Below are 19,777 nucleotides of genomic sequence, written 5' to 3' on the forward strand. Positions count from 1 at the left end.
GCTGCGGACCAAGTCACCTGTTTGCCAGCAAGACCATTCAACTTTGGAACAGATCTGTCGGCTCTACATCCGCAACCGCTTAATTATTTCCGATCCCCCTGCGGGCAATGAACTCGTCAAGTCGCGGCGCCTTGGCTAAGCTTGCCCCCCTGCCGACCCATCCCCGCGAGAATTGACGATGCGCCTTCCCTTCCCGGTCCCAAGCCAAACTGGCCTGCTGCTAACCCTGATGCTGCTGTTGACCGCCTGCCAACCCAGCCCACCAACCCAGACCCGCATTCAGGGCAAGACCATGGGTACCTTCTACGTGGTGACGGTGAACGATGCCTTCCCGGGGGGCGAAGCGGCGCTGCAGCAAGAGGTGGATGCCCTGCTGGCACGGATGAACGAGGAGATCTCCACCTACGATCCGGGTTCGCTCATCTCCCGCTTCAATCAAGGGCCCGCCAACGAGCCCATGGTCATACCGACCAGCATGGCCAAAATTGTGCAACAGGGTATCGAGGCGGGACACCTCACCGGCGGCAAGCTGGATGTGACCGTGGGCCCGCTGGTCAATCTGTGGGGGTTCGGGCCGGACAAGCGTCCGCTTAAGCGGCCAACGGCCGAACAGATTGCCAAGGCCCGCACCCGGGTTGGCATCGACAAGCTGAGCCTGACCAAACAGGGGGACAACTTCCTGCTCGGCAAATCCATCCCGGATCTCTACCTCGATCTCTCCACCCTGGGCGAGGGGGCCGCATCTGATGAGATAGCCACCTTGCTGGAGAGCAAGGGCGTTAACAACTACCTCATCGAAGTGGCGGGGGCGGTGCGCAGCCATGGCCACAATAGCAAGGGCAACCCCTGGCGAGTGGCCATCGTCGAACCTTCTGACAACCCGGGAGCCATCGAAGATGTGGTGATCCCCAATGGCATGGCGCTCAGTACCGCCGGCAGCTATCGCAACTATTACGAGCTCGATGGCGTGCGCTACTCCCACATCATCGACCCCGCCAGCGGCGCCCCCGTGACCCACAAGCTGGTCTCCGCCAGCGTGATCACCCCAACCGCGCTGGAGGCCGACGCCCTCGATACCGCGCTGATGGTAATGGGGCCTGAGCAGGCGCTGGCCTTCGCCAAAACACACCAGCTGGCGGTCTACCTCATCGTCAAGACGGCGCAAGGCTTTGAGGCCAGGTTCACTCCCCAATTCGCCCCCTATCTACAGCAAAAGACACCCTGAACCGCCATTGCGAGGCCGGGCCTTCGCCACCTTGGCTGGGCGGCGTGAAAAACTGGTGCTGGCGCCGATTTGCGAGGGAAAGAGGGGGCAATTGCGCCATCGGATTGCCTGTTTGCGGACTTTGGTGGCACACTTCCTCTACCCGCCCGTAGCGCCCTGACCCAAGACAGATGCAGACACAGGATCCCGAGCCAGAGAAGAAAGCCCAGCCCAAGCCCAGACGTATTCTACTGGTCAACGAGCAGCGCTCCTTCCAGATGATGATGAAGGCGATGCTGATCAACATCGGCATCAACCGCATCACCTACATCAATTCGGCCGAAGAGGCGCGCCGTCGCTGCCAGAAAGAGTCCTTCGACATCTACCTGCTCGACTACGAGCTGGGGGCCGGCGAGAACGGTCGCCAGTTGCTCGAAAGCCTGCGGGATCAAAAGCTGATTCCCCCCCAGAGCGTGGTGATCATGGTCAGCAGCGACAGCTCGCGCGCCATGGTGCTGAGCGCCCTCGAGGCCGAGCCCGACGAATACCTGATGAAACCCTTCTCCCAGGAGCAGTTCTCGTTTCGCCTGAAACGCGCCCTCGCCCGCCGCCAGGCGCTGGAGAGCGTGTTCATCGCCCTCACCCAGAATGACTTGCCGTCCCTCATCGAGGCCTGCGCCACTCAGGCCGATGCGGCGCCCCGCTTTGCCAACTTCTGCCGCTGCCTGCAAGCCGACACCCAGCTCAAGCTCGGTCAGGCCAAGGAGGCCCGCAGCCTGATGCGTCAGCTGCTGGCCGGGCAGGAGAACAGCTGGGCCCGGCTCACCCTGGGCAAGGCCTGCCACACCCTGGCGCTGTATGAAGAGGCGGTGAGCCACCTGCAGGCAACTCTCAAGAACGCCCCGCTGATGGTGGAGGCGCACCTCTGGCTGGCAGAATCCCAGCTGGCGCTCGGCAAGGGCGAACTCGCCCAACAGGAGCTCAGACGGGCGGTGGATATCTCGCCCCAGTCGGTGCAGCTCTCCCGTCGCCTGGCAGAAGTCTGCCTGCTGCGCCACGACTACGGCCAGGCCAAGGATGTGCTGCTGTCCCTCATCGACCTGTCGCGCAACTCCATCCACCGTACCCCGCATTATCTCGGCGCCTACATCCAGACTCTCACCCTCTATGCGCTCAACAGCAACGACGGCTACCACATCGCCAATCTGCAAAAGCAGGTGAACTCGGCACTGTCACGGATCCGCGATTCGCTGATGATGGCGGAGTTCAACTATCCGGTGTTCGAGCAGATCTGCCAGGCCCGGGTCCAGATCGCCCTCGGCGAGTTGCTCAAGGGCAAGAAGATGCTCTATCGCGCCAACCAGAACTGGCTGGATCAACCCGATACCATGCCACCCGCCCTGCTCGGCGAGACCATACTGGCGCTCTATCAGCTCGGCGAATTCGAATATGCCGAAAGTCTGCAGGCATTGCTGGCAGAAGATGAGGATCGGCTACTCACCACCTGCATCCAGGTGACCCGGGATGACAAGACGGTGCAGGAGCGCCGCCAGCGTTATCAGCAGCTCAACGACCTGGGCATCAAGTCCTACCAGAGCGGGGAATTGGAGCAGGCACTCGGCCACTTCCGGGAGGCGCTGCGCCGGGCGCCGGCCAATACCGGCGCCGCCCTCAACAAGATCCAGGTGCTGCTGCAACTGATGCAGAAGAATCGCAAGAGTCCGGAGTTCGGCGCCGAGTGCAAGGAGACCCTGGAGGTGCTGGAAGGCATCCCCTTGAATCCCGCCCAGCAGGATCGTTTCCGCAAGCTGCGCCAGGAATTTAACCAGTTCAACTAGCCAGCTGACGCGGCGCCTCACCTATGCTGATACCAATCCAGCGAAGGAGGGGCAACAGCATGGCGATGTGCCGATATCTGGTGGCGGATGGCCGTCACTGCAGCGAAGAGGCCGGGGAGCATGAGCTGTGCCGCTGGCACAATCCCCAGGCCGATCATCAGTCCCCAGGCACTGCCCAGGCGCTGGAAAACTATGTGCGTCAAGGCGGTCTCTGCCACGGCCTGCAACTGGCCCGCGCCGAGCTGACCGGCCTCAATCTGGTAAACAAGCAAGCACCGCAAGGCTTTTTGCTCGAGCAGTGCAACTTCTATCGCGCCAATCTGCGCGGCGCCCACCTCTATGGCATCCGTTTTCACGGCGGCAGCCTGATGAAGGCCGATGTCAGCGAGGCCAGCCTGCACTGCGCCCAGTTGCACAACGTCAACCTGCTCGGCATCCGCTGGCAAAACACCCGGCTCGACAATCTGGATACCGGCAAGTACTTGATGCAGGAGCGCAAGGGCCGCAGCGAACGGGATCCCCGGCAGGCCAGCGTCTGGTTCAAGGAGGCCGAGGAGACCTACCGGGATCTGCGCAAAGCCTCGGAGGCGCAGGGCATCTTCACCATGTCCGGCCGCTACATCCAGCAGGAGCTCACCATGCGCCGGCTGCAGATGCCTTTTTTCTCCTACCAGCGTTTCGCTTCCTGGATAGTGGATCTCTTCTGCGGCTACGGAGAGGCCCCCATGCGGGTGGTACTCTTCTCCCTGCTGCTGATCCTCATCTGCAGCGTCTTCTACTTCTTCTTTGGCCTGAGCTTCAACGGCAACCACCTCATCTACCGGCCCGAGGCGAGCCTGGAGCAGAACGCCCTCTTCCTGCTTGAATGCCTCTACTACAGCGTGGTGACCTTCACCACCCTAGGTTATGGCGACTTCACCCCCATCGGCCTGTCGCGGCTCTTCGCCGCCTTCGAGGCCTTCACCGGCAGCTTCACCCTGGCGCTGTTCGTGGTGGTGTTTGTCAAGAAAATGACCCGCTGAGGGAGTCAAGTCGGGCCGCAGCGACCCGACCCGATTTACCCGGTCAGGGCAACGCGCATCGGCTCGGTCCCTGAACTTGCATCCACGGCGGATTCCTAGTCCAATAGCGACTAATAAAAACGACATGAGCATCTCAGACATGAAGATCATCTCTTTCAATATCAATGGCCTGCGCGCCCGTTTTCATCAGCTGCAAGCTATCATCGACAAGCATCAGCCGGACGTGATCGGCCTGCAGGAGATCAAGGTGCACGACGACGCCTTCCCGGTGGCCGACGTGGAAGCCATGGGTTATCACGTGGTGTTCCATGGTCAGAAGGGTCATTACGGGGTGGCCATCATGAGCAAGCAGCCGCCACTCGAGGTGCAAAAAGGCTTCCCCACCGATCCCGAGGATGCCCAGCGCCGGATGATCATGGCCAGCTTCAAGCGTGAAGACGGCTCCATCATCAAGGTGATGAACGGCTATTTCCCCCAGGGCGAGAGTCAGGATCACGAGACCAAGTTCCCGGCCAAGCAGAAGTTCTATGAGGATCTGCAGCACTACCTGGAGACCCACCACACCCCGGACGATCAGCTGGTGCTGATCGGCGATGTCAACATCTCCCCCACCGATCTCGACATCGGCATCGGCGAGGCGAATCGCAAGCGCTGGCTGCGGGATGGCAAGTGCTCCTTCCTGCCTATCGAGCGCGAGTGGATGGAGCGCCTGAAAGGCTTCGGCCTGACCGACACCTTCCGCGCCGCCAACCCCACCGAGTGCGAGCGCTTCTCTTGGTTTGACTACCGCACCAAGGGCTTTGACGAGAACCGGGGCCTGCGCATCGATCTCATCATGGCGTCCAATGCACTCAAGGACAAAGTGACCGAGACCGGCATCGACTACGAGCTGCGCGGCATCGAGAAGCCGTCCGATCACGCCCCCATCTGGGCCTGCTTTGCCTGATATGTCTTAAGTGGGGGCGCCAGGCCCCCACTTATCCCCTCCCCGTCTTGCCTGTTTATCCCTTCGCCAGCCCTGTCACAGATTGTCGCGACCGCTTGCGCCGCCTCCTGCCGGAGCGGACAACCCCCTGCCCCTGAAAGCTCCCGTTCAATTTTGTCACTCTATTATTAAAAAACCGTTGTATAGCAAAACGTTAAATGTGCAAACATGTCGTTAATAATGCTCGTTGATAATAAAATGACACGCAGCCAGCGTGGCCCCACCGGCAGGAGTGTGAAGATGAAGGTTCCAGGGATCAGGAAAGAGACATTCAAACGTGGTTGCATGGCCCTGGCACTGGCCAGCGGGCTGGTTGGCTGTGGTGATAGCAAGGATGGCAATGCCCAGGCGATGCCCCAGGTACCCGTGGTGGTCGCCGAGGTGGTCCCGGCCGATGTGCCCTTCACCACCGAAGTGGTCGGTGAAACCGCCGGCTTTCGCGAGATAGAGGTGCGCTCCCGGGTGGGGGGCATACTGCTCAAACGCACCTATGTGGAAGGGCAACCGGTCAAGGCCAATCAGGAGCTGTTCCTGATCGATCCTGCCCCCTATCAGGCCGCACTGGAGCAGTCTCAGGGCAGCCTGGCCCAGGAGCAAGCCCGTCTCAACAAGGCCCGCGCCGACAGGGAGCGGATCATCCCCCTCTATAAACGCCAGGTGGTGAGCCGCAAGGACTACGACGACACCATCGCCAACTATGAGGCGGCCGTGGCCTCCCTGCAGGCGGCCCAGGCCCAGGTGAAAGAGGCCGCGCTCAACCTCGGCTACACCCAGGTCACGGCCCCCATCGATGGCATGGCGAGCAAGAGCTCCCAGTCCGAGGGCAGCCTCATCTCCACCAGCGGTGACAATGGCCTGCTGACCACCATCACCCAGTTCGATCCCCTCTATGTGAACTTCTCTTATTCGGAGCAGGATCGGCTCATCTTCGACAACTACATCAAGAGTGGCCAGGTCAAAGCCAACACCGATGCCAACTGGCGCACCCATATCCGCTTGACCGACGGCTCCGTCTATCCCCAGCCGGGTCATCTCAACTTCTCCGACAACAGGGTCGACCCACAGACCGGCACCATACGCGCCCGCGCCATCTTCGATAACAAGCAGGGAGCCCTGTTGCCCGGCCAGTTCGTGCGCATGACCATCGAACTGGGGGTGCGCAAGAACGCCATCCTGGTGCCGTCCCGCGCCATAGTGCAATCCCAAGCCGATCGCATGGTGATGGTGGTCAATAGCGACAACAAGGTCGAGCCCCGGGTGGTCAAACTGGAACAGGGCATCGAGGACAAGGTGCTGGTCACCAGCGGCCTCAAGGCGGGGGAAAAATACGTGGTCGAGGGGCTGATGAAGGCCCGTCCCGGCGCCCTGGTCAAGCCTGTCTCCGCCGAGCAGATGCAAGCCATCACCGCCAAGGTCATCGATCACAGCGCCGGCAAATAAGGAGTTCGTATGTTTTCCAAGTTCTTCATCGAACGCCCCATCTTTGCCAGCGTGATCTCGATCATCATAGTACTGGCTGGGTTGGCCGCGATGCGCTCCCTCTCCATCGAGCAGTATCCGCAGATAACCCCGCCCGTGGTGCAGGTCACGGCCTACTACTCGGGCGCCACTCCCGAGGTCATCTCCCAGACGGTCGCCGCCCCCATCGAGCAGCAGATCAACGGCGTCGAGGACATGATCTACATGCAGTCCGGATCCGCTTCCAACGGCCAGATGAACCTGAACGTCTACTTCAGCATCGGTACGGATCCGGATCAGGCCACCATCAACGTCAACAACCGGGTCTCGGCCGCCATGGCCCAGCTGCCCGACGACGTGAAGCAGCAGGGGGTGACGGTACGCAAGAAATCCACCTCCATCCTGCAGGTGATCACCCTGGAGTCGCCAGAGGGGGCCTTTGATACCACCTATCTCTCCAACTACGCCCTGCTCAACATCATCGATGAGCTCAAGCGTATCCCCGGGGTCGGTGATACCACCCTGTTTGGCGGCACCGACTACGCCATGCGCATCTGGCTGCGGCCGGACCGGCTGGCCCAGCTCAGCCTGACCACCAGCGATGTGGTGAATGCCATTCGTGAGCAGAACACCCAGTTCGCGGCCGGCAAGATAGGGGCCCAACCCACCTCTGCCCCCATCGATTTCACCTACACGGTGCAGACCAAGGGGCGTCTCGAGGCGGTGAGCGAGTTCCAGAACATCATCATTCGCTCCATGCCGGACGGATCCAAGATCCGGGTCAAAGATGTCGCCAGGGTCGAGCTCGGGGGCAAGGACTATGACGTGACCGCCAAGGCCAACGGCAAGCAGGCCATCGGTATCGCCATCTACCTGCAACCCGGTGCCAATGCGGTCGCGGTGTCGGATCAGATCAACAGCACCATGACCGCCCTCAAGACGCGCTTCCCCCAGGGAATGGAGTACCGGATCCCCTACGACACCACCGAGTTCGTGAAGATCTCCATCGAGGAGGTGGTACACACCCTGATCGAGGCGATCATCCTGGTGTTCTGCGTGGTCTATCTGTTCCTGCAGAACCTGCGCGCCACCCTGATCCCCTGTATCGCGGTGCCGGTATCGCTGATCGGGACCTTCGCCGGCATGTTGGTGCTGGGTTTCTCCATCAATCTGCTGACCCTGTTCGGCATGGTGCTCGCCATCGGCATCGTGGTGGATGACGCCATAGTGGTGTTGGAAAACGTCGAGCGGATCATGCAGGAGAAGAAGTGCTCCCCGAAAGAGGCCGCCATCCTCGCCATGCAGGAGGTGTCCGGCCCCGTGGTCGCCATCGTGCTGGTGCTGTGCGCCGTGTTCCTGCCGGTCGCCTTCATGGGCGGCATGACCGGGGTGATGTACAAGCAGTTCGCCATCACCATCGCCGTCTCCGTGACCATCTCGGGGCTGGTGGCGCTGACCCTCTCCCCCGCCCTGTGCGCCATCCTGCTCAAGGAGGGACACCATAAACCGGCGCGCTTCTTCGTCTGGTTCAACGCCCAGTTTGACAAGCTGACCTCCCGCTATGTGCGCGGGGTCGCCTTCCTCAACCGCCGGGTCGGCGTCGCCTTTACCATCATCCTGTTCATCCTGGCCGGGGTCTATGTGCTCTTGATGAAGGTGCCCGGCGCCCTGGTGCCCGACGAGGATCAGGGGTATCTCATCTCCTCGGTCATGTTGCCGGACGCCGCCGCCCTCACCCGTACCCAAACCGTCGCGGATCAGTTTGACAAGATAGCCATGGCCAACCCCAACGTGCAGGACGTGGTCACCTTCTCGGGCTTTGACATACTGTCGAGCGCCATCATCAGCAACCGGGGCCTGAGTTTCATCACCCTCAAGGACTGGGGCGAGCGGCAGGGCGAGGGGCAGGACTCCTTCTCCCTGGCCAAGACCCTGCAAGGGCTCAGCGTCATGGGACAGTCCGATGGCGTGGTCGCCTCCTTCAACCCGCCCCCCATCCAGGGCATGTCCACCACCGGCGGACTGGAAGGCTATCTGCAAGATAGGGGATCGGGTGATACCAAGGCCTTCGCCGTCGAGGTGGATCGCCTGCTGGAAGCGGCCAAACAGCGGCCAGAACTTGCCAGTGTCACCACCACCTACCGGGCCAACGTGCCCCAGGTGTTCCTGGATCTGGACCGGGAGAAAGCCAAGGCGCTGGGGCTGCCCATCAACGCGGTGTTTGACACCATGCAGGCCACCTTCGGTCAGGTCTACGTCAACGACTTCAACCAGTTCGGTCGTACTTACCGGGTCCAGTTGCAGTCCGAGGCGGATTACCGGGCCCACAAGAGTGACATTCGCAACGTCTATGTCCGCTCCGACAAGGGCGACATGATCCCCCTCACCAGCCTGGTGACGGTGCGCGATGCCACCGGCCCCGAGCTGGTCGAGCGCTTCAACATCTTCCCGGCGGCCAAGATCATGGCGCAACCGGCACCGGGCTACAGCTCGGGTCAGGCCATCGCCGCGCTGGAGCAGGTAGCTGACGAGACCCTCGGCAACGAAGCCAAGCTAGAGTGGACGGGCTCTGCCTATCAGGAGAAAGAGGCGGCAGGCAGTGCCGGCACCGCCTTTGGCTTTGGCATCATCATGGTGTTCCTGATCCTGGCGGCCCAGTACGAACGCTGGACCCTGCCCTTCGCGGTCATCACGGCGGTGCCCTTCGCCCTGTTTGGCGCCCTGTTCGCCACCTGGGCGGTGGGACTCACCAACAACGTCTACTTCCAGATAGGGCTGGTGACCCTGGTCGGCCTTGCGGCGAAGAACGCCATCCTCATCGTCGAGTTTGCGGTGATGAAGCACGAAGAAGGGATGAGCCTGCTGGAATCGGCGCTGGAGGCGGCGCGACTGCGTTTTCGTCCCATCGTCATGACCTCGCTCGCCTTCATCCTCGGCTGTGTGCCGCTGGTCACCTCGAGCGGTGCCGGCGCCGCCAGTCGGCACGCCCTCGGCTGGCCGGTCATCGGCGGCATGTTGGCGGCTACCTTCATCGCCATCTTCTTCATCCCGCTGTTCTTCCGCCTCATCATGCGGCGATCGGAGCAAAAGGCCGCCAAGGCCCACGAAGAGAAACACTGAGACTGACAAGCCCCCGCCCATGCGGGGGCTTGCTTATGGGGCCGCTAGCCTGATTTTTCATGGGTTTTCTGCCTGGCATCAGTGACAATCTCGCCGCGTCACCGCTCCAAGTCCCTGTCTGCCATCACATATTAGGTATGTCTATTCGTGCCAAACCTTGACCTTCTCCTTTAGGTAAGGTTTACATTCGGCACATCCGTCACAGGGAAGCCGCCCATGTTGTCATCGAGATTGCCCACAGAGCTCATCGCCCGGCTGTTGCTGGCGCTGGTGCTCGTCTGCAATCTGACCCTGTGCATCAGCTGGCATGGCTCGGCGGCGGCAGAGGATGCCGCGCCCCAAGCGACCCAAATGCTGGCCATGGCCGACATGGCCGACATGGCCGATGCCCCCGCAGTCATGCAGGGGCTCCCCTGCCACGATGCCGGCAGCGGACAAACCGGTGCCAGCATGAGTCAGGGTGACTGCCAGATGCACGGCGGCCTCACCTCCCCCGGAGGGGCTGGTATGCCCTTGCTGGCGGCGCTGCTCACCCTGTTTGCCCTCCCCTTGCTGATCATGCCACGCCTTGGCGCCCTCGATGCGTCACTGGATCAGTGGCTGCGTGACCCCTTGCTGCGCCTGCGCGGCGCCCATCCCCCCTCCTGGCCCAGACGGCATCTGATGCTCTCTGTGCTGCGCCATTAGAAACATCTTCTCCCGCTAGCCAGTGCGATGGTTTTTCCATTGCCATAAACGACTTGCAGCAGACGATTATGTTGCTACAGCCACGTTTATCGCCTACTTCTGCTAGTGGCCAAGCCTGTTCTGTGTGATGTCGGCGCCTAAAGCCCGCACCTATCGCACCGACGGCTTGCCCGTTCGCCACTTGCAGCAGCCCGGCGGCCTGACACAAGAGAAGATGTACCATGTCATCAGCCAAGATGTTTGCGCACCCAAGCGCCCCCTCCTCCCGCACTGTCTGCCTGCAGACTCGCGCCGGAGGCCTGTTATGAACAAGACCCTGATCCTGTCTACCCTGCTGCTTGCCCTCGGGGCCGGCGGCGGTTATCTCGCTGCCAGACACCTGCCCGGCGAGGGTGCCAGCGCCGAGAAACAGCCCCTCTATTGGGTCAACCCCATGGATCCGCGCGATCGGCGTGACGGCCCCGCCAAGGACAACATGGGGATGGACTTTATCCCCGTCTTTGAGGAGAAACAGGGGGGATCGCCGGGTACCGTCACCATCAGCCCCCAGATCCAGCAGAACCTGGGGGTGCGGCTCGCCAAAGTAGAGCGACTGCCCGTCCACCAGCAGATCGAGACTGTGGGTTACGTGGGCTATGACGAGGATCGGCTGGAGGCCATCAACGCCCGCATGGCGGGCTGGATCCGCACCCTGGCCATCAAGAGCGAGGGGCAAAAAGTGGCGAAGGGCAGCCTTATCTATGAGCTCTATGCACCGGATCTGGTCAATGCCCAGCACGAATACCTGCTGGCCCTCAATACCAGCAACCCACTGCTGCTGCGCGCCGCCGAAGGCAAGCTGAAATCCCTGCAGGTGCCGGCGGATCAGATTGCCGCCCTCAAGCGCACCCGTCAGGTGAGCGAAACCATCCGCATCTATGCCCCGAGCAGCGGCTATGTGTCTGAGCTGAAAGTGCGCGAGGGCCAGTATGTAGAGCCCGCCGCCGCCCTGTTCAACATCAGCACCCTCAAGCAGGTGTGGGTGAGCGCCGAGGTGTTCGAGCGCCAGGCCGCCCAGCTCAAGGTCGGGGATCCGGTCAGCATGACCCTGGACTACGCCCCCGGCCGCCAGTGGCAGGGCCGGGTGGATTACCTCTACCCCACCCTGGACGCGGTGACCCGCACCCTCAAGGTACGGCTGCGTTTCAATAACCCGAACGAGTTCTTGAAACCCAACATGTTCGCCAAGGTGAGCATTCGCAGCGGCAGCGGCGCGCCGCAGACCCTGGTGCCGAGTGAAGCGGTGATCCGCACCGGCAGCCAGGACCGACTGGTGCTGGCGCTGGGGGATGGCGGCTTCAAGTCGGTGGCGGTGACGCTCGGCCCCCAGTTCGGTGACAAGGTCGCCATCCAGAGCGGGGTCGAACCCGGTGATGAGATAGTCAGCTCGGCGCAATTTTTGCTCGACTCGGAATCGGCCATCGATTCGGACTTCCAGCGCATGACGGCGGTGCGGCCCCAGCAGGTCTGGACTCAGGGGGAGATCCAGACCCTGGACATGGCAAGCCGAGTTTTAAGCGTCAGTCACCAGCCGATCCCGGAATGGCAGTGGCCCGCCATGGAGATGGACTTCACCGTCGCCGACGGGGTCGATATGGGGCAGTTGAAGCAGGGTCAGGCCCTGCACCTGCAGGTCGAGCAAGAAGGAGATGAGTACAGGATCGTCAATATCCATGTCGAGGATGGCGACGCAGCCCCTGCCAAAGCTGAGATGAGCGACATGCCGGACATGAAAGGCATGGATCACAGCCAGCACGATATGGGGGATAAATCATGATCCCCGCTATCATTCGCTGCTTTGTCGGCCCTCACATTCTGCCGCTGGCGCCCTATCAAGCGAGAGGTGCCAAGCCATGATCCCTTCCATCATTCGCTGGTCCGTCGGCAACCGCTTCCTGGTGCTGCTGCTCACCCTGATGTTGACCGCCTGGGGGCTCTGGTCGGTCAAGCAGACCCCGGTGGATGCCTTGCCGGATCTCTCCGACGTGCAGGTGATCATCAAGACTTCCTACCCAGGCCAGGCGCCCCAGGTGGTGGAGGATCAGGTCACCTACCCGCTCACCACCGCCATACTGGCGGTGCCGGGGGCTACCACGGTGCGCGGCTACTCCTTCTTCGGCGACTCCTTCGTCTACGTGCTGTTTGACGACAGCACGGATCTCTACTGGGCTCGGGCTCGGGTGCTGGAGTACCTGAGCCAGGTGGCACCTAGCCTGCCCGCCTCCGCCCGCCCCCAGCTCGGCCCGGATGCCACCGGGGTGGGCTGGGTCTATCAGTACGCCCTGGTGGACAAAACAGGCAAGCACGATCTCAGCGAACTCACCTCCCTGCAGAACTGGTTTTTGAAATACGAGCTGCAAACGGTAAATGGCGTCTCCGAGGTCGCCACCGTCGGCGGCATGGTGCGCCAGTACCAGGTGCGGGTCGATCCGGACAAGCTGCGCGCCTACGGCATCCCCCTTTCGCTGATCCAGACCGCCATCGAGATGGGCAACCAGGAGACAGGCGCCTCCGTCATCGAGATGGCGGAAGCAGAATATATGGTGCGCTCGAATGGCTATCTGAAGAGTGTCGAGGATCTGAAACAGATACCCCTTGGCACCAATGTGCGGGGCGCGCCCTTGCTGCTCGGTGACGTAGCAGATGTGGTTACCGGCCCACAGAGTCGACGCGGCCTCGCCGAGCTCAACGGTGAGGGAGAAGTGGTGGGCGGCATCATCGTCATGCGCTACGGCGAGAATGCCCAGCACACCATAGACGGGGTCAAGGCTCGGCTCGCCGAGCTCAAGAGCAGCCTGCCGGACGGGGTGGAAGTGGTGACTGTGTATGACAGATCCGATCTCATCCAGCGTGCCATCGACAACCTCTCCGGCAAGCTCATCGAGGAGTTCGCCGTGGTGGTGCTGGTCTGCCTCGCCTTCCTGTTCCACTTGCGCTCATCCCTGGTGGTGGTGATCTCCCTGCCCATCGCCATCCTGGTCGCCTTCATCGTCATGCATCTGCAGGGGATCAACGCCAACATCATGTCCCTCGGCGGTATCGCCATCGCAATCGGCGCCATGGTGGATGGCGCCATCGTGATGATAGAGAACGTGCATAAGCACATGGAGCGGGAGGCGCTCACCGACAAGAATCGTTGGCGGATCATCGTCGAGGCGAGCATCGAGGTGGGGCCCGCCATCTTCTTCTCCCTGCTCATCATCACCATGAGCTTCCTGCCGGTGTTCGCGCTGGAGGCCCAGGAGGGACGAATGTTCCATCCGCTGGCCTACACCAAGACCTACGCCATGGCGGCGGCGGCCGGGCTCTCCATTACCCTGGTGCCAGTATTGATGGGGTACTTTATCCGCGGCAGAGTCTTGCCCGAGCAGGCCAACCCCCTCAACCGGGGTTTAAGTAACGCTTACATCCCCCTGCTCAACACCGTGCTGGCGCGCCCCAAGACCACGCTCGCCGCCGCCCTGGTGGTGACTGTGGTGGGCTTCTGGCCGCTCAACTATCTCGGCTCCGAGTTTATACCGCCGTTCGATGAGGGGGACATCATGTACATGCCCACCACGGCGGCGAACATCTCGGTGGGCAAGGCGCGGGAGATCCTGCAACAGACCGACAAGCTCATTCGCACCGTGCCCGAGGTGCAGAACGTGTTTGGCAAGGCGGGCCGCGCCGACTCCGCCACCGATCCCGCCGATCTGGTGATGATGGAGACCAGCATCCAGCTCAAACCCCGCGATCAGTGGCGCCCCGGCATGACCCCGGAAAAACTCAAAGAGGAGCTCGACTCCCTCATCCGCTTCCCCGGCCTCACCAACGCCTGGGTGCCTCCCATCAAGACCCGCATCGACATGCTGGCCACCGGTATCAAGACTCCGGTTGGCATCAAGATAGCGGGGCCGGATCTCAAGGTCATTCAGGGCCTCGGCCAACAGCTGGAGCAGATCGTCGGCAAGGTGCAGGGGGCATCGTCCGTCTACGCCGAGCGGGTGGCCGGTGGTCGCTACGTCAAGGTAGATATCGACAGGCTCAAAGCAGCGCGCTATGGCCTCAACATCGCCGAGGTGCAGGCGGTGCTCGCCACCGCAGTGGGCGGCATGGACGTGGGCCAGACCATAGAGGGGCGCGAACGCTATCCTATCAACCTGCGCTACCCCCAGAGCTACCGCGATTCGGTAGCCAGCCTGGAGCTCTTGCCGCTGGTGACCCCCAAAGGAGAGCGCATCGCCCTGGCGGACGTGGCCCGAGTCTATATCAGCGACGAGGCCCCCATGCTGCGTAGCGAAAACGCCCGCCTCAACGGCTGGGTCTACGTGGATATCCGGGATAGGGACATCGGCTCCTTCGTGGCCGAGGCCAGGGCCGAGGTGGACAAGCAACTGGTGTTGCCGGCGGGCTACGCCCTCAGCTGGTCCGGGCAGTACGAATACATGGAGCGGGCCAAGGCGCGCCTCGCCTATGTGGTGCCGCTGACGTTCGCCATCATAGTACTGCTGCTCTATCTGGCGTTTCGCCGTTTCCAGGAGGTGCTGCTTATCCTCACCACCCTGCCGCTGGCAGTAGTCGGGGGGATCTGGACCGTCTGGCTGCTGGACTTCAACCTCTCGGTGGCGGTCGGTGTGGGCTTTATCGCCCTGGCCGGAGTGGCGGTGGAGACCGGCGTCCTGATGCTGGTCTACCTCAACCACGCCTGGGACGATCTGGTCGCCCGCGGCAAGCCCACCCTGCAAGGCCTGCACGACGCCGTCATTCAGGGCGCGGCCCTGCGCCTGCGCCCCAAGATGATGACGGTGGTGACCATCATCGCCGGCCTCTTGCCCATCATGTGGAGCCACGGCACCGGCTCCGAGGTGATGCAGCGCATCGCCGCCCCCATGATAGGCGGTATGGTGACGGCGCTGGTGTTGACCCTGCTGGTGCTGCCCGCGGCCTTCTATCTGTGGCGCAAACGCAACCTGGCGTCCGAGCAGGCCGACTGATCCGAATTCACAACCAATACAGAATCAACGACTTTTAAGGAAAACATCATGCACATCAAAACATTGACCCTGACCCTGCTGCTCGGCCTCGCCTCTATTCAAGCCCAAGCCGAGATGACCATGAGCCACGAGGGGCACGATATGTCCCAGATGGAAGGGATGGAGATGGGCGACACGACCATGACCAAGGGGGTCATCAGCCGCATCGACGTCGCCAATGGCAAGGTCGGGATCAAGCACGAGGCCATCAGCAATCTCAAGATGCCTCCCATGACCATGACCTTCCGGGTGGCAGATCCGGCCCTGCTGGAAGGATTCAAAGTCGGGGATGCGGTCAACTTCCACGCCGAGAACCCGGCCGGCAAGCTGACGGTAACCAAGCTGCAGAGGCAGTAAACCGACCGAGGTAAAAATGGGATATGAGAGCTGTGCTGGTGCCACCTTTCATATCCCTTTCTTTATTCCTGATGCCTCCCCGGCATGCTTGACACCACGCTGCCGATATATGGCCAAACATCCGAATTATTATTCGAATACGACACTGATAGACAGATTAGATATCAATCTGCATCCCCTCTCCTGCATTTAAAACTCCGACATAACACTGACAACAAAGTTAATAAAAAGCTTGTCAGCCATTCAGTTTATATTCAGCAAAAAATGACCATCTCCCCTTACTATCGAGGCTCCTATTCGTAACAGGAGATTAACAAAACCAATTACATCAAACGTTCGACCCCTCATTAAATATAACCCTGTATGAGAGCAAGGATATTGCTTTCGGCTCTACTGCGCTCTTGTAGAGATAGATAAGGATATTATATGAAAAAGCCTATACTGTTCGGTGCTATTGCGGCGCTGGCCACCACTAGCGCGATGGCGCAGCCCCCGGAGATCGCCGCTTATTATTTGAGTGGGCCCGATGTGCCTACCGGCATCCCTGCCTATTACGCCTCATTGAATAATCTGGAGGCCATGAGTCAGCAGGTCGCCAGTCAGAAGAGCAATTTCAATAAACTGGTGCTGTCGTTCGTTCAGCCCAGCTTGGTCAATTACACGCAAAATGATCTGGCCTGTACCGGATTATTCGGTTATGTCTGTGACACTGCCACCGTCAATAAAAAATCGAAAGATAATAAATCCACCGCCGATTTTTCCCAGCTCAAGGAGATCATCAACACCTTCAAGCTGCACGGGGTGGAGACTTATATCGCCGTCGGGGGCTGGAACTTCAGCTGCATCCCGGAATACTACGATGTCACCGCGGGCAAGGTGAATGCCTGTGGCCCAGCCGGGGAGAAATATGACTCCTTCCCCAATCCGGGCCCCAGCAATCGCTTCGACAATCCGATCTCCGGCCAGGCCGCGGATCAGGCCTATCGAAACGTGGTGCAGCTGGCCAGCGATCTCGGCGTGGCGGGTATCGATCTGGACTACGAAGAGTTCTGGCACGCGGACCTCAACGCCTACAGCTGGCGCCTGACGCCGGATTCGGTGCAGACACCTGCCAGCAATCCGGAGTACCTCGACACCGCCGAGCTGATGAGCCAGGGCAAGGGACCGCTTATCTATAACAACGACATGCAGATAGATTCCGATCAACTGGCCTACCCCAGGATCATGCCGGACACGGTCGACAAGTTTGCGGCCATACTGGGCTCTCTCTACAGCGCCATCAATGCCATCAACCCTGAGCTGGCACTGAGTACGGCGGCGCCGGCAACCGGCGGGCTCCCCAATATGTCGGCCAACTGGGGCAGCAATGCCCACACCAGCCACACCTATGGCGGTGCTTGGTGGGGCGGCAACCTGTATGGCCTCATCTACAACACCGCCCTGCAATATCCGGATAAGATCGACCGGCTCAGCAGCATAGGCATCATGTCCTATGACTTGAGCGAAACGGATTGTGGCGGGGATACCAATATTCCCTGCGATCTGGCGGGGCAGGTTGATTATTATTACGGTTCCTTCTTCAGCTGGTTGAAATCTGGCGATACCCTGCGCCCAGGACATGCACTGATAAAAGGATCCCCCAGTTATGCAACCGCATCAATTCAACCACAGAAGTTGTTGATTGCCCCACCTATTACAGTCGGCTTTGAAGTGGGCAGACCGGCCACCGGCAATTTAGTGCTGAGCAAAGAGCTGCTCAATGATATCGCAAGCCGCACTGCCAAATATTCCCCCTCCGGCATGATCATGTGGGATCTCTATAAAGACAAGCGTCATGATGAACCCATGGGCAGTTGGGACCCTGACTGGGCTCGCCCCAATGACGTATTGACCGTCACCTGTGACTTCATGGGATTAAAGGGCGAGCAATATGACTGTGCCAGCACGGTACCCAATCCCTGATACGGAGACAGTCGATATAGAATAAACGAAACATGCCGGTACGCCTTGCGCCGGCATGCTGCCGTCATAGATTCACGCTCGCCCATATGATTGCCGGTTTATTGATGACAATCCCTGATCCGATTTCCCCAAGCAGGAAAATGAAATAATGGCGCAATAAAAATGGGCAGGTCTAGCCTGCCCAAATCTATTATGCCGGATGAGCGCTTCGCCATCAGCCGCGAATATGCTCGATAAAGGCATCTATCTGCTCGCGGCCGCAGACCGGATTCATAAAGACCGCCTTCTCGCCGGCGATGTAGGAGTACTTGCCGCGCTCGTCGTATTCCGAATGCGCTACCGCCTCCACCCAGTTGGTGAAGAGCCCCACCTTGCCACGATGCTTGAACAGGTCGCGGTGATAATCGGTATTGCGTTGCAGCCGTGCCTTGTAGGCGGGATCGGCGCTGCGGGCCAGCTCGAAGGCGAACTCGGCTTCCGGATCGCTCACCCACTCAGGGTTGTAGATCTTGAAGCCCACGCTCGGCCCCTGGTTCTCCTGAGCCACCAGTTTGACGTTGCCAAGCTGGCTCAGGCGGAAGCGGAAGTAGTTCGCGTTCTGCAGACAGTGGGCCAGCACGGTGCGATAACCCTCCACCCCCATGTAGTTGAGGGCCGCATAGGCGCCGAACAGGCCGCTCGCCCCACGGGAACACTCGATGGTGGACTGCAGATGGGTCTGGCCCTGGATGTCCCGCTCGAAGTAGGAGAAGTTTTCCGGATCGTTCTCCATCGCCTTGAGGTCATCCTGCTCTTTTATCATCACCAGGCTGGAGGTGTAGGGCACATAGCCCCACTTCTGGAAGTCGACGGTGAAGGAGTCGGCGTATTTCAACTCGGCGAAGCGTGCCACGTTGCGCTCAATCCCCGCCAGGGTGGCGGCGTTGATGGCGAGGGGGTTGGCGGCAAAGTCGTAATCCAGGAAGAAGATCATCGACCAACCGATGGCGGCATCCACGTGGATATGGGGCTTGACCGCCACCTCGAAGCGCTCGCACAGACGATCTCGCAGTTCCACCACGGGTTTGACCTGATCCACCCCGAAGGTGTCGGTGGTGCCCATGGTGAGCATGATGGTGGGGACCACGTGTTTGAGGGCAAAACAGGCGGTCAAGGTGCGTTCGAGATCCACCAGATCGATGTCGTTGTTCTCACCGACCTGGATACGAATGGTCTTGTTCTCGATATCCACCCCGAGCAGGGAGAGGTTGGTGATGTTGGAGTAGTGGCCGCCCTGGGAGTTGATGATGCGGTAATCCTGATAGTGACCGAGCCCCTTGTGCTTGGCCTCCGGCAGGCTCTTGCGAATGCCGAGCAGATAGCCGTAGAGGTTACAAAAGGTCCCCCCCTGGGTGAAGATGCCGGTGGCGCGATGGGGATCATAGCCCGCCAGCAGGGCTATCTGGCGCACCACCTTCTTCTCGAGCTCCTCGGCCACCCCGGCGTACTCGGAGTAGACCAGGTTGGGGTTCGCGAGGATGCCCATCTGGGCGCCGTAGATGGCGGGATCCGCCGACATGGTGATGACATTCTCGACGCTGGAGGGGTTCTCCCAGTCTTTGGAGAGGGCGCCGGCAAACAGCAGCTCCGTCATGGGCTCGCCTGGCGTGCGCATAGCCTGTGGCACCGGCATGGTTTCGCAGAGATCCGCGAGGCGGGCACGGCCATCCGGCCAGGCATTGAGGCGCGCATCCGGCGCCAGCCCGCGGGCACGAAACTCGTTGAGGGTGGCGAAGCCGGGATCACGAAACACAGGCCAGAGCTCGGGATTGCGGGAGAAGTAATGGGCCTTGACGGTGGCGAAGCGGGCGGAGAATTCGGGGGAGACGGCGTTGACGCCGTCATCTTTCAGATAAACCAGGTCACTCATTTTTATACCATTTAGTACTGCAGAGGTGCCCCGGTTATACCCCTCAGGTCGCATTTGAAACAGCGACAATAACTAATGGCCTGCCCTACTTTTTATCATGATCCAGACGGGGTAAGGGCTGACCGGAAGGTCGCCGTTCTGGCCCGCTCCCGTTTCGTGATCCCGCTCCCATCCGCCGTTATGC

At 60.7% G+C, this 19,777-nt stretch carries 12 protein-coding genes; 11 read left to right on the top strand and 1 reads right to left on the bottom strand.

The features are described from left to right. The first annotated feature begins 178 nt into the window (after positions 1 to 178). From BN1137_RS02855 to BN1137_RS02905, 11 genes are all read left to right on the top strand, one after another. Positions 179 to 1,225, top strand: coding sequence for an FAD:protein FMN transferase (locus tag BN1137_RS02855; protein ID WP_050717159.1), 1,047 nt, complete (start codon positions 179 to 181; stop codon positions 1,223 to 1,225). Between the two features lie 170 nt (positions 1,226 to 1,395). Next, complete coding sequence (locus BN1137_RS02860) at positions 1,396 to 3,042, top strand: tetratricopeptide repeat-containing response regulator (RefSeq protein WP_050717160.1); 1,647 nt, start codon at positions 1,396 to 1,398, stop codon at positions 3,040 to 3,042. 59 nt (positions 3,043 to 3,101) lie between these two features. Next, positions 3,102 to 4,064, top strand: coding sequence for an ion channel (locus tag BN1137_RS02865; RefSeq protein ID WP_050717161.1), 963 nt, complete (start codon positions 3,102 to 3,104; stop codon positions 4,062 to 4,064). A gap of 139 nt (positions 4,065 to 4,203) precedes the next feature. Continuing rightward, positions 4,204 to 5,010 (top strand): exodeoxyribonuclease III, encoded by an 807-nt coding sequence (gene xthA, locus BN1137_RS02870; protein WP_050717162.1) that lies wholly within the window; start codon positions 4,204 to 4,206, stop codon positions 5,008 to 5,010. A gap of 279 nt (positions 5,011 to 5,289) precedes the next feature. Continuing rightward, on the top strand, positions 5,290 to 6,489 hold the full coding sequence (locus tag BN1137_RS02875; RefSeq protein WP_050717163.1) for an efflux RND transporter periplasmic adaptor subunit: 1,200 nt from the start codon (positions 5,290 to 5,292) through the stop codon (positions 6,487 to 6,489). Positions 6,490 to 6,498: 9 nt separating this feature from the next. Continuing rightward, positions 6,499 to 9,627, top strand: coding sequence for an efflux RND transporter permease subunit (locus BN1137_RS02880; protein ID WP_050717164.1), 3,129 nt, complete (start codon positions 6,499 to 6,501; stop codon positions 9,625 to 9,627). 216 nt (positions 9,628 to 9,843) lie between these two features. Beyond that, positions 9,844 to 10,314 carry a hypothetical protein gene (locus BN1137_RS02885; protein ID WP_050717165.1) on the top strand — a complete coding sequence of 157 codons (471 nt, stop codon included), beginning with the start codon at positions 9,844 to 9,846 and terminating at the stop codon, positions 10,312 to 10,314. A 304-nt stretch (positions 10,315 to 10,618) separates the two neighbouring features. Next, positions 10,619 to 12,130 (top strand): efflux RND transporter periplasmic adaptor subunit, encoded by a 1,512-nt coding sequence (locus tag BN1137_RS02890; RefSeq protein ID WP_050717166.1) that lies wholly within the window; start codon positions 10,619 to 10,621, stop codon positions 12,128 to 12,130. 76 nt (positions 12,131 to 12,206) lie between these two features. Continuing rightward, complete coding sequence (locus BN1137_RS02895; protein ID WP_050717167.1) at positions 12,207 to 15,326, top strand: efflux RND transporter permease subunit; 3,120 nt, start codon at positions 12,207 to 12,209, stop codon at positions 15,324 to 15,326. Between the two features lie 48 nt (positions 15,327 to 15,374). Next, positions 15,375 to 15,722 (top strand): copper-binding protein, encoded by a 348-nt coding sequence (locus BN1137_RS02900; protein WP_050717168.1) that lies wholly within the window; start codon positions 15,375 to 15,377, stop codon positions 15,720 to 15,722. A gap of 426 nt (positions 15,723 to 16,148) precedes the next feature. Further along, on the top strand, positions 16,149 to 17,684 hold the full coding sequence (locus tag BN1137_RS02905) for a glycosyl hydrolase family 18 protein (protein WP_050717169.1): 1,536 nt from the start codon (positions 16,149 to 16,151) through the stop codon (positions 17,682 to 17,684). A 214-nt stretch (positions 17,685 to 17,898) separates the two neighbouring features. Here the strand turns inward: BN1137_RS02905 and BN1137_RS02910 are convergent, their stop codons facing one another. After that, positions 17,899 to 19,593 carry a pyridoxal phosphate-dependent decarboxylase family protein gene (locus tag BN1137_RS02910; RefSeq protein ID WP_050717170.1) on the bottom strand — a complete coding sequence of 565 codons (1,695 nt, stop codon included), beginning with the start codon at positions 19,591 to 19,593 and terminating at the stop codon, positions 17,899 to 17,901. Positions 19,594 to 19,777 lie beyond the last annotated feature (184 nt).

The organism is Aeromonas tecta, from assembly GCF_000820185.1.
GTDB lineage: Bacteria > Pseudomonadota > Gammaproteobacteria > Enterobacterales > Aeromonadaceae > Aeromonas > Aeromonas tecta.